Below are 15456 nucleotides of genomic sequence, written 5' to 3'. Positions count from 1 at the left end.
CCCTCTGATCGGTTTGGCGATCGAAACAGGGCCCTCTTAGCGTCATCCGGGCTGTCCGTCAGGCACCGCGCCGCATCCGCGGCACCGGACAGCCATCGCCGAGTCCCCGTACGGCGCGAGCCAGGGGAGCCGGGGACCCACCCTCCTGCGCCGCCTTCGTGGCCGGAGGGGCCCGCTGCCGCCGTCCCTGCGGCCGCCAGCGGGCCCGATCCCTGGGGTGAATCGGGCGTGAAGCCCGTAGGAGACCTTCCTGCTCCGAACCCGTCAGCTAACCCGGTAGGCGAGAGGGAAGGAAAGGACCAGCCACACACATGGCGTTCACCTGCGCCACCGGGAAACACCGCCGTCCGAGCCGCGTGAAGCGCACGACCACGAACGCCGTGGGCGTCGCCGCGCTCACCACCACCGGCGTCATCGGTGCCCTGGCAGCTCCGGCGTTCGCCGCCGGCACCCCTGTCGAGCAGACCGGACTGATCCGGGCCGTCAGCATGGGCGACGAGGTCGCCGCGAAGATCGACGCCCAGGCCGCCGCCCAGAGGCAGGCCGCCGAGCTGAAGAAGGCCGAGGAGGCCGCCCGCAAGCGTGCCGCGCAGAAGGCGGCACAGGAGCGTGCGGCCAAGGTGCGCGCCGCCCGTGAGGCCGAGCGCCGTCGCCTGAACGCCTTCGTGGCGCCGATCTTCCACTCCTACGTCTCCACCGGGTACAAGACCGGCGGCTCCCTGTGGTCCAGCGGTTCGCACACCGGCATCGACTTCCATGCCGCCAGTGGCACGCCCGTGCACGCGGTCGGCTCCGGCACGGTCGTCGAGACGGGCTGGGGCGGTGCGTACGGCAACCAGATCGTCATCAGGATGAACGACGGCACCTACACGCAGTACGGCCACCTGTCGTCCATCGGGGTCTCCGCGGGTCAGCGGGTCACTCCCGGCCAGCAGATAGCCCTCTCCGGGGCCACCGGCAACGTCACCGGGCCGCATCTCCACTTCGAGGCCCGCACGTCCCCGGAGTACGGCTCGGACATGGACCCCGTCGCGTATCTGCGCGCTCACGGCGTGAACGTCTGACGATCCACCTCCGAGAGGCGCATTCGAAACGGGGGCGGCCCCGGCTCCCGAGCCGGGGCCGCCCCCGTTTCGAACGGCCGTCTGTCCAAAAAATATCCATGGATTCCGGCCCGCCGTCGGAAATGGCGAAGCACTGCAATAGAGTCGGTTGAACACACGTCAGCCGACGACGTTTCGCGGTGATTAAGGCGGAGGTCGGACATGCGTATTCCGGCGCACTCGGTATGCACGGCGATCCGTGACGACATCGTCTCCGGTGTCCACGAGCGCGGCAGCCGGCTCACCGAGGAGCTTCTCGCGCGCCGGTACGGAGTCTCCCGCGTCCCCGTGCGGGAGGCGCTGCGGACACTGGAGGCCGAGGGCTTCGTCGTCACCCGCAGACACGCGGGCGCGTGCGTGGCGGAGCCCACCGAGCAGGAGGGCGCGGATCTGCTGGACATGCGGATGCTGCTCGAGCCGCTCGGCGCCGCGCGCGCCGCCCAGCGGCGCACCGAAGCCCATCTCAAGGTGCTGCGCGGTCTGGTCAGGCTGGGCCAGGATCGGGCCAGGACGGGCGGCAGCGAGGATCTGCGCTCCCTGGGCGGCTGGTTCCACGAGACGCTCGCACAGGCCTGCGGGAGCCCCGCGCTGACGTCCACGCTCGCCCAGTTGCGGCACAAGATCGCCTGGATGTACACGGTCGAGGCGCCGCTCAGCCCCGTGGAGTCCTGGGCGGAGCACGGCGGCATCGTGGACGCCGTCGCACGCGGGGACGGCGAGCGGGCGCGGGCCGCCATGGCCGTGCACACCGAGCGTGTGACCGCCGCGCACCGGCTGCGCCTTCCCGGGTCCGCGGGCGGTGTGAGGACCTCGCAACATGCCGTAAACATGTCAGGGCTACGGCATTAACACGGGCACCGTATACAAAGAGGGATATCGGGGCGGGACTTAATTTCCGCTGCCCTTGTTCCCGCGTGCGCAGGAAAACCGGTGCGTACGATTTTCGTGTGCCGTGCCGAGCTCTTTTCCATGGGTTCCGGAATTCCCGCGCGGACGCGGAGCGGGTCGCCCTCGACGGCCGGAAAAGCGCGGAGCCGCGTCCGCCCGCATGGCGGAAGCGGCTCCGCCGCGTGGTGGTACCCGAAGGGTCAGACGGTCTCGGGAAGCTCCTCGAGACCCTCCGCGACCAGCTTGGCCAGGCGGTTCAGTGCGGCGTCGGCGCCTTCCGCGTCGGAGGCGAGGACGATCTCCTCGCCGCCCTGGGCGCCGAGGCCGAGGACGGCCAGCATGGACCTGGCGTTGACCGGGTCGCTGCCCGCCTTGGCGATGGTCACGGGGATCCCGGAGGCCGTGGCTGCCCGGACGAAGATGGAGGCGGGGCGGGCGTGGAGACCCTCGGCCCAGCCGACGTTGACGCGGCGCTCAGCCATGTGATGCTGCCCTTCAGGTGTTTCAGGTTGTCTAGACCAGTGTTCCACAGGTGAAGCGCGCCCAGGAAGGGGCGGCGGTCCATCCCGCCGGGCCCGGCTCGGTTCCCCTCAGCCTGCCTCGCGCCCCTGTCCGATGCGAGCCTTAGTCTGGGGCGCATGCAGACCGCGTCGGATCGGCACGACTACCCCGCCCACTGGGAGGCCGACGTGGTGCTGCGCGACGGCGGCACCGCGCGCATCAGGCCCATCACCGTCGATGACGCCGAGCGCCTCGTGAGCTTCTACGAGCAGGTCTCGGACGAGTCGAAGTACTACCGCTTCTTCGCGCCGTATCCGCGTCTGTCCGCCAAGGACGTCCACCGCTTCACGCACCACGACTTCGTGGACCGGGTGGGACTCGCCGCGACGATCGGCGGCGAATTCATTGCAACTGTACGGTATGACCGCATTGGCGTCGGCGGGATGCCCGCGTCCTCACCCGCGGACGAGGCCGAGGTCGCCTTTCTGGTGCAGGACGCCCACCAGGGGCGCGGCGTGGCGTCGGCCCTCCTGGAGCACATCGCCGCGGTGGCCCGGGAGCGCGGCATCCGCAGGTTCGCCGCCGAGGTACTGCCGGCCAACAACAAGATGATCAAGGTGTTCACGGACGCCGGGTACCGGCAGAAGCGCAGCTTCGAGGACGGCGTCGTACGCCTGGAATTCGACCTGGAGCCCACCGACCGGTCGCTCGCGGTGCAGCGTGCCCGGGAGCAGCGGGCCGAGGCCCGCTCCGTGCAGCGGCTCCTCGCGCCCGGCTCGGTCGCCGTGATCGGCACCGGCCGTGCGCCCGGGGGAGTGGGCCGCGGCGTCCTGGACAACCTCCGGGACGGCGGGTTCACCGGCCGCCTGTACGCGGTGAACAAGGCGCTGCCCGAGGACCAAAAGGAACTCGACGGGGTGCCCGCCCACCGCTCCGTACGGGACATCGCCCAGCCGGTCGACCTCGCCGTCGTCGCGGTCCCCGCCGAACATGTCCCCGAGGTCGTCGCCGAGTGCGGTGAGCACGGGGTCCAGGGGCTCGTGGTCATCTCCGCGGGTTACGCCGAGAGCGGCCCCGACGGGCGCGAGCGGCAGCGGGAGCTGGTGCGGCAGGCGCGCTCGTACGGCATGCGGATCATCGGGCCGAACACCTTCGGGATCATCAACACCGCACCCGGGGTCCGGCTGAACGCCTCCCTCGCACCCGAGATGCCGCGTCCGGGGCGCATAGGCCTGTTCGCGCAGTCCGGCGCCATCGGGATCGCCCTGCTCTCACGGCTGCACCGGCGCGGCGGAGGCGTCACGGGGGTCACCGGGGTGTCGACCTTCGTCTCCTCCGGGAACCGTGCTGACGTGTCCGGCAACGACGTCCTCCAGTACTGGTACGAGGACCCGGACACCGACGTCGCCCTGATGTACCTGGAGACCATCGGCAACCCGCGCAAGTTCAACCGGCTGGCGCGCCGCACGGCCGCGGCCAAGCCACTGGTCGTGGTGCAGGGCGCGCGGCACGGCGGCGCTCCCCAGGGGCACGCCGTACGGGCCACGCGCCTGCCGCACGCCACGGTGTCCGCGCTGCTGCGGCAGGCCGGCGTCATCCGGGTGGACACCATCACGGAACTGGTGGACGCGGGGCTTTTGCTGGCCAGGCAGCCGCTGCCCGGTGGGCCGCGGGTGGCGATCGTCGGCAACTCCGAGTCGCTGGGACTGCTGACCTACGACGCCTGTCTGGCCGAGGGGCTGCGCCCCTTGCCACCGCTCGACCTGACGACGGCCGCCTCGGCCGAGGACTTCCACCGGGCGCTGGCCGCGGCACTGGCCGACGACGCCTGCGACGCCGTCGTGGTGACCGTGATCCCGGCGGTCGGCGAGTCCTCGCCCGACGACGCAGCCCTGGCCCAGGCGCTGCGTTCCGCGGCGGCCGCGGCCCCCGCCAAGCCGGTGCTCGTGGTGCACGTGGAGCTGGGCGGGATGGCGGAGGCGCTGTCCGCGGCGACGAGCACGTCACCCCAGGCGCAGCGCGGCGACCTCCCGCCTCCGGCGGATCCGCCCCGCGCCGCGGCGCAGGCTCCGGAGGAGGCCCGCCTCATTCCCGCCTATCCCGCCGCCGAGCGTGCCGTCCGGGCTCTCGCCGAGGCCGTCAAGTACGCCCGGTGGCGGCGCGAGGCCACCGACCCGGGCAAGGTGCCCGAGTACGACGACGTGGACGAGAAGGGCGCCGCCGAGCTGATCCACGGGCTGCTCGCCCGCGGGGAGGGACTGACGCTCGGCACCGACGAGACCTGCGACCTGCTCACGCGGTACGGCGTACATGTGCGCAGGGCGCTGCCCGCGGCCACGCCCGAGGCCGCCGTGGCGGCCGCCGGCGAGATCGGCTACCCGGTGGCCCTCAAGGCCACCGCCCCGCATCTGCGACACCGCGCCGATCTGGGCGGTGTTCGTCTCGACCTCGCCGACGAGGAGCAACTGCGGCGGGCCTACACCGAGTTGACCGAGCTGTTCGGCCGGCCGCAGGAGCTGAGGCCGGTGGTCCAGGGCATGGCGCCACGCGGCGTCGACACCTTCGTACAGGCCGTCATCGACCCGGCGGCCGGTGCCGTGCTCTCGTTCGGACTCGCCGGGGCCGCCTCGCAGCTCCTCGGCGACACCGCGCACCGGCTGATCCCGGTCACGGACCGCGACGCCGCCTCCCAGGTGCGGTCGATCCGGACGGCCCCCCTCCTGTTCGGCTGGCGCGGTTCCGCCCCCGTGGACACGCCCGCCCTCGAGGAGCTGATGCTGCGCGTGTCGAGGCTGGTCGACGACCATCCGGAGGTCGTCGCCGTCACCCTGGAACCGGTCGTGGTCGCCCCGCACGGTCTGAGCGTGCTCGGTGCCACCGTGCGGCTCGCGCCGCCGCCCGCCCGCGACGACCTCGGCCCGAGGACGCTGCCGGTGTACTGAGCGGCGACAAGCGTGCCTCGCAGTCAGTGCGCCCCCGTAGGATGGACGTCATGGCCAAGACCAGTACGACGACCCAGGGGCTGCGGGCGGCGATCGAGCGCAGCGGCTACTACCCGGCTCTCGTGGCCGAGGCGGTGGAAGCGGCCGTGGGCGGCGAGCCCATCCGGTCGTACCTGGTCCATCAGGAGACCACGTTCGACGCGAACGAGGTGCGCCGCCATGTGACCGTGCTGGTCCTCACCGGCAACCGCTTCATCGTCAGCCACACCGATGAGCAGGCCGCCGACGACACCTCCCCGACGCCGTACGCGACGACGTCCACGGAATCGGTGAAGCTCGGCCGGATCTCGTCGGTCGTCGTCAGCCGCGTGGTCGCCAACCCGGAGTCGTACGCGCCCGGCACGCTTCCGCGTGAGGTCGTCCTGACGATCGGATGGGGCGCCGTCTCCCGCATCGACCTGGAACCCGCGGCCTGCGGCGACCCCAACTGCGAGGCGGACCACGGCTACACCGGCAGCTCGACCGCCGACGACCTCAGCCTGCGCGTCAGCGAGACCGGGGACGGCCCGGAGACGGTGCGCCAGGCGCTCGCCTTCGCGCAGTCCCTCTCCGAGGCGACCGCGGACCTCGCCGGCTGATGGCACTGACCACCTGGGACGACCATCCGGAGCCGCTCGCCGCCGGATCCGCGCCGCTCCCCGAGTACGGCACCGGCTCACTGGCCGACCTCCTGCCCACCTTGGCCGCGGGTATGGGGGTCCCGGGTCAGGCCGCCGCCATACCGGAGCTGACCGCGGCCGACCGCAACTGCGTGTTCCTGGTCGACGGCCTCGGGTGGGAGCAGCTGCGGGCGCACCCCGAGGACGCGCCTTTCCTCACCTCGCTCCTGGCGTCCTCGCGGGGCGGCACCGGCCGGCCGATCACGGCGGGCTACCCGGCGACCACCGCGACCTCGCTCGCCTCGGTCGGAACGGGGCTGCCGCCCGGCGCGCACGGTCTGCCCGGCTACACGGCGCGCAACCCGGACACCGGGGAGCTGATGAACCAGCTGCGCTGGCAGCCCTGGACCTCGCCGCGCCTCTGGCAGCCCTACCCCACCGTCTTCCAGCTGGCCCACGAGGCGGGCGTGCACACCGCCCAGGTCTCCTCCCCGGCCTTCGAGAACACCCCGCTGACCAAGGTCGCGCTCAGCGGTGGAACGTTCCTCGGGCGGCTGACGGGCGAGGACCGCATGGACCTCGCGGCCGAGCAACTCGCGGCGGGCAACCGGGCGTTGGTCTACACGTACTACGCGGAGCTCGACGGCGCCGGACACCGCTTCGGCGTCGACTCGGACGCCTGGCGGGGCCAGCTCATGTATGTCGACCGGCTGGTCCAGCGGCTCGCCGAGCAGCTGCCCCCGCGCACCGCTCTGTACATCACCGCCGACCACGGCATGCTCGACATCCCCTTCGACGAGCGGCACCGCATCGACTTCGACGAGGACTGGGAACTGCGGGCCGGAGTCGCCCTGCTGGGCGGCGAGGGCCGTGCCCGCCATGTGTACGCCGTGCCGGGCGCCGAGAACGACGTGGTGACCTGCTGGCGCGAGGTGCTCGGCGAGCAGTTCTGGGTGGCCTCGCGGGACGAGGCGATCGCGGCGGGCTGGTTCGGTCCGCACGTCGACGAACGGGTGTACCGGCGCATCGGCGACGTGGTCGCGGCGGCGCACGACGATGTCCTCATCATCGCGTCCGAGCGGGAGCCGAAGGAGTCGGCGATGGTCGGCAACCACGGCTCGATGACACCCGTGGAACAGCTGGTGCCCTTGCTCCAAGTACGTACCTGAGCGCGGTGCACGTCCCGGCGCCCGGTACGCTCCCCGAGATCCGCACGTCCTGACCCGAAAGGTCCTCATCCCCTCATGCCCGAGCTGGTGTTCTTCTCCGGAACGATGGACTGCGGGAAGTCGACGCTGGCTCTCCAGATCGAGCACAACCGCTCGACGCGCGGGCTGCAGGGCATCATCTTCACGCGGGACGACCGGGCGGGCGAGGGAAAGCTCTCCTCACGGCTCGGCCTGGTCAGGGACGCGGTCGAGGTGGCGGACGGACAGGATCTGTACGTGTATGTCGTGGACCATCTCTCGCAGGGCGGGCGCGCCGACTATGTGATCGCGGACGAGGCGCAGTTCCTCGCGCCGGTGCAGATCGACCAACTCGCCCGTGTGGTCGACGATCTGGGGCTCGACGTCTACGCCTTCGGTATCACGACCGACTTCCGCAGCAAGCTCTTCCCCGGGTCGCAGCGTCTTGTGGAGCTGGCGGACCGGGTCGAGGTCCTCCAGGTGGAGGCCCTGTGCTGGTGCGGCGCCCGGGCCACCCACAACGCCCGTACGGTCGGCGGGGAGATGGTGGTCGAGGGCGCGCAGGTGGTCGTGGGGGATGTGAACCGTTCCGCGGACGAGATCGGCTACGAGGTGCTGTGCCGTCGTCACCACCGCCGTCGAATGACGGCCGCCTCCGCCCGTGCGGCGGCGCTGTCCCCGGACGTCCTGCCCGTGGCGTCCACCTGACGCCTCACCGGTTCGGCCGGTGGGTCAGCCGAGCGGGCTGACCACGGAGAAGGTCGCGCCCTCGGGGTCCGCCACCGTGATCATGCGGCCCAGGGCCGTGTTGCACTGTGCCCGCACGACATGGCCGCCCAGCTCGACGACCCGGTCGGCGGTCTTGTCCGCGTCGCTGACCTGGAAATACGTCATCCAGTGCGCTCCCCGGTCCCGGGGCAGATCATGCCCGACGCCATGGATGCCGGCGACGGGACGGCCCTCGGTGTGGAGGGTGACGTAGTCGAAGTCGGGCGAGACGACCGGTTCCTCGGCATAACCGAAGACCGTCCGGTAGAACGTGGCGACGCTCGCCGTGTCGTAGGTGATCAGCTCGTTCCAGACCGGGGTGCCGGGGACGCCCGTCAGACCCGTGCCGAGGTGGTCGGCCGCCTGCCAGATGCCGAAGACCGCGCCCATCGGGTCGCAGGCGATCGCCAGCCGGCCGGCCTCGGCCGCGTCCAGCGGGCCGACACCCACGGTGCCCCCGCAGCTGCGCACCTGCTCGGCCGTCGCGTCCACGTCGTCCGACCCGAGATACGGGGTCCAGGCGATCGGCAGATGCCGGTCCAGGGGCAGCTGGCCGATGCCGGCCACCTCGTAGCCGTTGAGCAGCGCCCGGACGTAGGGCCCCAGGGGCTGTGGCCCGGGCTGGAACTCCCAGCCGAACAGCGCGTGGTAGAACTCCTGGGTCGCGGTCATCCCGTGCACCATCAGACTCACCCAGCACGGCGTGCCGGGTGCGTGCCTCTCGTGCGTCGTGCCGGTCAGGCCCGCCGACCCCCGTGCCTCGGTCATGGTCACTCTCTCCTCGGCCCCTTGTGGCGGCCGTTCGGCCTCCGCCTGCGCACTGCCCCGCCGCGTATCCGCATCGGCACGCTCCCTGCCGATGCCCACACGGTCGGTCGCACCCCGCTCTCCGGCCGCTCGTGTCGCGGCGCCGTACGGTCGGAGAATGCCCGGAGAAAGGTTTCTCGTCCGTTTCGGCGCGATTGCCGTGTGTTGACCATCAGCTGTACAGCATGTACCCGCTCCCGTACACCGGGTGAACGGACCTGTCCGGCGGAGCAGGGTAGCCGGACATCGGCGACTCGGCCACCCCGTGCGCGAGGATGGGGGTCATGAAGGCCATCATCTCCGCATCCGAACTCGCGAGCGACTTGGCGGCGTCCCGGCCGCCGACGCTCCTGGACGTCCGCTGGCAGCTGAGCGCTGCGGCAGCGGCCGGCGCTCCTCCCTTCGACGGGCGTGCCGCCCATGCGTCGGGGCACATTCCGGGCGCCGTGTTCGTGGATCTGGACGCCGATCTCGCGGGCCCGCCCGGGCCCGCCGGTCGGCATCCGCTGCCCACCCTGGAGCATTTCGGCGCGGCGATGCGGGCCGCGGGCGTGGTCTCGGACGCGCCGGTCGTGGTGTACGACGGCGGTCAGGGATGGTCCGCCGCCCGCGCATGGTGGATGCTGCGCTGGACAGGGCACCCGGACGTCCGCGTGCTCGACGGCGGACTGGCCGCCTGGGAGGGGCCGCTGGCCACCGGCGCCGAGGAGCCGGTCCCCGGCGACTTCCGGCCCGTACCGGGCGGGCTGCCGCTGCTGGACGCCGACGGCGCCGCGGCCGTGGCCCGCACCGGGCTGCTCCTGGATGCCCGGGCCGGCGAACGCTACCGGGGCGAGGTGGAGCCGATCGACCGGGTGGGCGGCCACATCCCCGGCGCTGTGTCGGCGCCGACGACGGAGAACGTGACCGGGAGCGGCCACTTCCTGCCCGCCGTCGAGCTCGCCCGGCGCTTCGAGTCACTGGGCGTCAAGGAGGGCACCGAGGTCGGTGTCTACTGCGGATCGGGTGTCTCCGCCGCACACGAGGTGCTGGCGCTCACGATCGCGGGATTCGGGGCCGCGCTCTATGCGGGGTCGTGGTCGGAGTGGTCGGCGGACGACAGCCGTCCGGTCGCGGTGGGCGCCGACCCCCAGTGAACACGAGGGGCGGGGAACACGCCCTCGCGTGTTCCCCGCCCCTCGTCCGTCTCTCTGCTACTCCTGCTTCTTGCGCCGTGTTCCGAACACGATCTCGTCCCAGCTCGGGACCGCGGCCCTGCGGCCCGGGCGGACACCGTCCGCCTCCGCCTGCCGGTCCGTCGCGCCGACCAGACGGTCGCGGTGGCTGCCGACCGTGCGCGGCATGAGGACGTCCGCGTACGCCGAACCGGCCGAGGCCGCGGGAGCGGGCGGCTCCTCCGCCGCGGGCTCCTGGACGGGTTCCTCCGGCGGGTCCGCCGGGCGCTCGGGCACCACCAGGTCCCCACGGAAGCTGGGCACCGCTTCGAGGAGGCTGGTGAGCGAGTCCCGCTCCCCGGTGGTCTCCTCCGCGGGCTCCGAGGACTGCGCCGGAAGCACGGGGCGCTCCGCCTGGCGCTCGAGGGCGCGGTCCATCCGGCCCTCGCGCGGCAGACGCGCGATCCTCGGCACGAAGGGATGACTCGGCTCGGACGCCGCGAGGTCGTCGGACTCGCCGATCAGCGAACGTGCCTCGTCGTCGACGGCCTGGACGAGCCGCCGGGGCGGGTCGTACGTCCAGCTGGCGGAGTGCGTCTCGCCCGCCACGAGGTAGACGAGGAGGACCTCCCAGGTGCCGTCGTCGCGGCGCCAGGAGTCCCACTGAACGGTGTCCTTCTGTGCACCGCGGAGCAGCAACCGCTCCTGGACCGCCTCGCCGAGTTGGGGACCGGCGTTCTCTCCGGGCCGGCGCACGGGCGTCTTGCGGGCCCGCTCGGCCATGAAGGCGCGCTCGGCGAGGACGGGTCCCTCGAAGCGGCGGACACGGTCGACGGGGATTCCGGCGAGCTGCGCCACCTCTTCGGCGGACGCGCCGGCACGTATACGCGCCTGGATGTCTCGGGGGCGGAGATGGCTCTCCACCTCGATCTCGATCTGGCCGAGGCGGGGACGGTCGCCGCGCACGGCGGCGCGGAGCCGTTCGTCGATCGGAAGCGTGTACTCCGTGCTGTCCGCAGCCTTCAGCACCAGCCGTGTGCCGTCATTGGAGACGGCCACGACACGCAGTTCGGGCATGGGGACCTCCCGGGTGGTGCCTGCCGACGTCACGTGCGTCGCTGCTTCCGCTAGTCGAGTGTGGCCTGCCCGGGTGCAGCCTGCCACAACCTTGCCGAGTTGCCCGGCGTGTCGGGCACCTGCCCTGGATCGCCGTTATGGCACGGTTACCTATCCGCAACGCTAAGTGACCAACTCCGTCACCCTGTGCAACTAGCCCCCTCCAAACGGTCCAGCAAGGCCCTGGACACCCTGGCGGGAGACCGGACCCAGGGCTCGCAACAGTACTCCATTCGGGCCACGTAAGTGGATCGGCACGCCGCCCAACTTCTGGCAAGGGGTGCGAGTTGGTCGCCCGTTGTGCCGTTTTCGTGCACATCAAACGTGGCGCACCTCACCCAATTGCCAGAATCGGAGCGAATTGTTTCGGACGCGCGTCCCTCATTTCATGCGGTCGGGCGACGGAAACGGGTGCGGATACGGGCGCAGAAGGGGGCGGGGGCGGAAGGTGAAGGAAGCGGCCGGATATGAGCGGTCCTCGGACGGCCGCCCCCGGTCCTGCTAGGCCCCGAGCGTCCGGCGCAGGTAGTCGTTCCCGAAACGGCGGTCCGGGTCGAGGCGGTCCCGCAGAGCGGTGAACTCCCCGAAGCGCGGATAGACCTCCGCGAAGTAGTCCGCGTCCCGGGTGTGCACCTTGCCCCAGTGCGGGCGGCCGCCGTGGGCCGTGAATATCTGCTCGGCGGCGGTGAAGTAGGACCGATACGGCGTACCGCGGAACATGTGTACGGCGATGTACGCGCTGTCCCGACCGGACGCGGTGGAGAGCGTGATGTCGTCCGCCGGTGCGGTGCGGACCTCGACCGGGAAGCTCACCCGAAGGGTTGAGCGGTCGACCATGGTCTTCAGTTCACGCAGCGTCTGCGGCAGGGCTTCCCGGGGGACGGCGTACTCCATCTCCACGAACCGCACCCGGCGCGGCGACGTGAAGACCCGGTAGGCGATGTCGGTGTACGTACGGGCCGACAGGGCGCGACTGGAGACGCCGGCGATGGCCGGGACGGCGGCGGGCACGGCACGGCCGACCCAATTGGCCACCTGGAAGACGCCGTTGGAGAGGAACTCGTCCTCGAACCAGCCGCTCAGCTGCCCGACCGGCTTCGGGGGCCCGGCGCTTCGGTTGTTGCGCTTGGTGTTGGTGCTGCCCGTGTGCGGGAACCAGTAGAACTCGAAGTGCTCGTTCTCGGTCCACAGTTCGTCGAACTCGGCAAGGACCCTGTCCAGGGGCATCGGCTCCTCGCGGGCGGTGAGCAGGAAGAGCGGTTCCACCGCGAAGGTGATCGCCGTGATGACCCCCAGGGCGCCGAGGCCGACGCGTGCGGCCGCGAAGACGTCCGCGTTCTCCTTCTCGGAGCAGGTCAGCACCGAGCCGTCCGCTGTGACCAGTTCGAGTCCCCTGATCTGGGCGGCGATGGAGGCCGAGTCCCGACCGGTGCCGTGCGTACCGGTGCTGGTGGCGCCGGAGACGGTCTGCTCCATGATGTCGCCCATGTTCGTCAGGGACAGCCCCTCACGCGCGAGGGCGACGTTGAGCCTCTTGAGCGGGGTGCCCGCCTCGACGGTGACGGTGCCCTCCTCGCGGTCGATGCGGCGGATGCCCGTCAGCAGTTGAGGGCGGATCAGTACGCCGTCGGTCGCCGCGGTCGCCGTGAAGGAGTGCCCGGTGCCGACCGCCTTCACCCGCAAACCGTCCTCGGCCGCCTTGCGCACCGCGGCGGAGAGCTCCTCCACCGAGGCGGGGGCGACCTCTCGTACGGGGTGGGCGGTGACGTTCCCCGCCCAGTTACGCCACGTGCCGCTCTTCCCGCTCACTGTGGTGCTCATGGGACCCTCCCCGCTGCGGAGCCGGCCTGCCCAGCCGGCGGTACCCGAGGAAACCGACCGCGACCGCGACGGCCCCGGACAGCGCCGGAACCTCGTACCCGGCCTCCGCGCCGGCGGCATCGATCACCTTGCCGGCCACGGACGAGCCGATCGCCACGCCGACCGCGAGCCCGGTGGACACCCAGGTCATCCCCTCGGTCAGGTGCGCGCGTGGTACGTGCCGCTCGATGAGGGCCATCGTCGTGATCATCGTGGGTGCGATGGACAGGCCCGCAACGAACAGCGCCACGGCCAGAGACGGCAAGTTTCCGACCAGTTGGAGGGGGATCATACTCACGGCCATGGCGCATATGCCCAGTAGCCATCTGCGTTCCGGCGCACCGGTGAAGCGCAGCAGTCCGAAGACCAGGCCGGCGGCGCAGGAACCCGCCGCGTACAGCGCCAGGACGACGCTCGCGGCCGCCTTGTGGCCCAGTTCGTCGGCGAAGGCGACGGTGACCACGTCGACCGCGCCGAAGATCGCTCCGGTCGCCGTGAACGTGGCCACCAGAACCTGGAGGCCGGGGGAACGCAGCGCCGTCCCGCCGCTGTTCCGCTCCCGGGGGTGCGGTGCGGGTTCGGTGGAGCGCTGGGCGGTCAGCCAGAAGACGCCGGCCGCCAGGAAGCAGGCGGCGAGCAGGGGGCCTGCCTCCGGGAACCAGGCCGTGGACAGCCCGATCGAGATGATGGGCCCGAAGATGAAGCAGACCTCGTCGACCACCGACTCGAAGGAGTAGGCGGTGTGCAACTGCGGGGTGCCCCCGTACACGGCCGCCCAGCGGGCCCTGATCATGGCGCCGAGGCTCGGCACCGCGCCGATGCCGGCGGCGCACACGAACAGCACCCAGTCCGGCCAGGTGAAGTGCGCGGTCAGCAGCAGACCGGCCGCCGCGAGCAGCGCGACGAGCGTCGCCGGGCGCAGCACCCGGCGCTGCCCGTGCCGGTCCACCAGGCGCGAGATCTGCGGTCCGATCGCGGCCGCGGACAGGGCGAGGGTGGCGGAGAGGGCGCCCGCGAGCCCGTAGCGCCCGGTGAGCTGCGAGATCATCGTCACCAGGCCGATGCCCATCATCGACAGCGGCATCCGGCCCAGGAAGCCGGCGGCGGAGAAGCCCTTGGAGCCGGGGGCGGCGAACAGGGCGCGGTAGGGGCTGGGCACGGGGTCTCCGAAGCGTCCGGTAAGGCGTGAAATGCGAGCATGTGCCTTACGAGTCAGGAAACCCTAACGTATGCCGGGCAGAGGGCTCGCACCAGTGTTCGGGCAGGCTCGGGTCGGGTCCGAGGGCACGCGGCCGGGCGGCGGGGGTGTCGTCCGAGGCGGGTGGCAGGATCGTAGACATGCCCGATGCACTGGATGCCAGCCCGTACGACGCCCTCTTGCTCCTCTCGTTCGGAGGCCCGGAAGGGCCGGACGACGTGGTTCCGTTCCTGGAGAACGTGACCAGGGGCCGGGGCATCCCCAGGGAGCGCCTGAAGGAGGTGGGGCAGCACTACTTCCTGTTCGGCGGGGTCAGCCCCATCAACGGCCAGAACCGCACCCTCCTCGACGCCCTGCGCAAGGACTTCGCCGAGCACGGTCTGGGTCTGCCGGTCTACTGGGGCAACCGCAACTGGGCGCCCTATGTGACGGACACCCTGCGCGAGATGGTCGCGGACGGGCACCGCCGCATCCTGGTCGTCGCCACCAGCGCCTACGCCTCCTACTCGGGCTGCCGCCAGTACCGCGAGGACCTCGCGGGCGCGCTGGCCACCCTGGAGGAGGAGGGCCGCCCGCTGCCGAGGATCGACAAACTGCGGCACTACTTCAACCACCCCGGTTTCGTCGAGCCGATGATCGAGGGCGTCCTGAAGTCCCTGGCCGACCTCCCCGAGGACGTCAGGGCCGGCGCGCACATCGCCTTCAGCACGCACTCCATCCCGGACTCCGCGGCGGACACCTCAGGCCCCGCCGAGGGCCACGGAGAAGGCGGCGCGTACGTACGGCAGCACCTGGACGTGGCACGGCTGATCGCGGACGCCGTGCGCGAGCGGACCGGCGTCGAGCGTCCCTGGCGGCTCGTCTACCAGTCGCGCTCGGGTGCCCCGCACATCCCGTGGCTGGAGCCGGACATCTGCGACCATCTGGAGGAGCTGCACGGTGCCGGTGTCCCGGCGGTCGTGATGGCGCCCATCGGGTTCGTCTCGGACCACATGGAGGTGCTGTACGACCTCGACACGGAGGCGACGGCCAAGGCGGAGGAACTGGGACTGCCGGTGCGCCGCTCGGCCACCGTCGGTGCCGACCCGCGCTTCGCCGCCGCCGTCCGTGACCTGATCGTCGAGCGGGCCGCGACCGAGCGCGGGCGGCAGGTGACGCCCTGCGCGCTCGGCGCGCTCGGCCCGAGCCACAACGTCTGTCCGGTGGGGTGCTGCCCCGCCCGTGCCCCGCGTCCCGCCGCCGCGGGCGCCGACAGTCCGTACGTGTGAGGAGC

At 71.7% G+C, this 15456-nt stretch carries 13 protein-coding genes and 1 riboswitch; of the genes, 8 read left to right on the top strand and 5 right to left on the bottom strand.

What is annotated here, in order from left to right; all coding sequences use genetic code 11:
• Positions 1–86: 86 nt before the first annotated feature.
• A riboswitch (cyclic di-AMP (ydaO/yuaA leader) is annotated at positions 87–298 on the top strand.
• A gap of 13 nt (positions 299–311) precedes the next feature.
• Positions 312–1064, top strand: a complete 753-nt coding sequence (locus ACSHXN_RS11940; protein ID WP_355129566.1) for a M23 family metallopeptidase — start codon at positions 312–314, stop codon at positions 1062–1064.
• 201 nt (positions 1065–1265) lie between these two features.
• Entirely contained in the window at positions 1266–1952 is a 687-nt protein-coding gene (locus tag ACSHXN_RS11935) for a GntR family transcriptional regulator (protein WP_438303062.1), read from the top strand.
• 239 nt (positions 1953–2191) lie between these two features.
• Here ACSHXN_RS11935 and ACSHXN_RS11930 read toward each other — a convergent pair whose 3' ends face one another.
• The gene (locus ACSHXN_RS11930) at positions 2192–2473 is read right to left on the bottom strand and encodes an HPr family phosphocarrier protein (RefSeq protein WP_438303061.1); all 282 of its coding nucleotides are present in this window, start codon (positions 2471–2473) and stop codon (positions 2192–2194) included.
• A gap of 156 nt (positions 2474–2629) precedes the next feature.
• On the opposite strand from ACSHXN_RS11930, the gene ACSHXN_RS11925 reads away from it, so the two are divergent.
• From ACSHXN_RS11925 to ACSHXN_RS11910, 4 genes are all read left to right on the top strand, one after another.
• Complete coding sequence (locus ACSHXN_RS11925) at positions 2630–5434, top strand: bifunctional acetate--CoA ligase family protein/GNAT family N-acetyltransferase (protein ID WP_355129561.1); 2805 nt, start codon at positions 2630–2632, stop codon at positions 5432–5434.
• A 50-nt stretch (positions 5435–5484) separates the two neighbouring features.
• A complete protein-coding gene (locus ACSHXN_RS11920; protein ID WP_355129559.1) occupies positions 5485–6072 on the top strand; it encodes a DUF5998 family protein in 588 nt (195 codons plus the stop codon).
• Positions 6072–7262: an alkaline phosphatase family protein gene (locus tag ACSHXN_RS11915; protein ID WP_356113673.1), complete on the top strand. Its 1191-nt coding sequence runs from the start codon at positions 6072–6074 to the stop codon at positions 7260–7262. The genes ACSHXN_RS11920 and ACSHXN_RS11915 overlap by 1 nt, the downstream gene beginning before the upstream one ends.
• Before the next feature lie 75 nt (positions 7263–7337).
• Entirely contained in the window at positions 7338–7988 is a 651-nt protein-coding gene (locus ACSHXN_RS11910) for a thymidine kinase (RefSeq protein WP_355129555.1), read from the top strand.
• 24 nt (positions 7989–8012) lie between these two features.
• Here the strand turns inward: ACSHXN_RS11910 and ACSHXN_RS11905 are convergent, their stop codons facing one another.
• Complete coding sequence (locus tag ACSHXN_RS11905) at positions 8013–8816, bottom strand: VOC family protein (protein WP_355129553.1); 804 nt, start codon at positions 8814–8816, stop codon at positions 8013–8015.
• 323 nt (positions 8817–9139) lie between these two features.
• On the opposite strand from ACSHXN_RS11905, the gene ACSHXN_RS11900 reads away from it, so the two are divergent.
• Entirely contained in the window at positions 9140–9991 is an 852-nt protein-coding gene (locus tag ACSHXN_RS11900) for a sulfurtransferase (protein WP_355129551.1), read from the top strand.
• Positions 9992–10048: 57 nt separating this feature from the next.
• On the opposite strand, the gene sepH is transcribed toward ACSHXN_RS11900, so the two are convergent.
• The 3 genes from sepH to ACSHXN_RS11885 all read right to left on the bottom strand — a co-directional run bounded on the left by sepH (position 10049) and on the right by ACSHXN_RS11885 (position 14144).
• Positions 10049–11086 (bottom strand): septation protein SepH, encoded by a 1038-nt coding sequence (sepH, locus tag ACSHXN_RS11895; RefSeq protein ID WP_355129549.1) that lies wholly within the window; start codon positions 11084–11086, stop codon positions 10049–10051.
• Between the two features lie 540 nt (positions 11087–11626).
• Entirely contained in the window at positions 11627–12946 is a 1320-nt protein-coding gene (locus tag ACSHXN_RS11890; protein ID WP_438303057.1) for a D-arabinono-1,4-lactone oxidase, read from the bottom strand.
• Positions 12906–14144: an MFS transporter gene (locus tag ACSHXN_RS11885; protein ID WP_359461735.1), complete on the bottom strand. Its 1239-nt coding sequence runs from the start codon at positions 14142–14144 to the stop codon at positions 12906–12908. The genes ACSHXN_RS11890 and ACSHXN_RS11885 overlap by 41 nt, the downstream gene beginning before the upstream one ends.
• Positions 14145–14323: 179 nt before the next feature.
• On the opposite strand from ACSHXN_RS11885, the gene ACSHXN_RS11880 reads away from it, so the two are divergent.
• Positions 14324–15451 (top strand): ferrochelatase, encoded by a 1128-nt coding sequence (locus ACSHXN_RS11880; RefSeq protein ID WP_355129544.1) that lies wholly within the window; start codon positions 14324–14326, stop codon positions 15449–15451.
• Positions 15452–15456: the final 5 nt, after the last annotated feature.

Source organism: Streptomyces sp. HUAS TT11 (assembly GCF_051553595.1).
Lineage (GTDB): Bacteria > Actinomycetota > Actinomycetes > Streptomycetales > Streptomycetaceae > Streptomyces.
The sequence above is the reverse complement of the archived record's forward strand: the minus strand, read 5'-3'. Positions and strand labels throughout refer to the sequence as shown.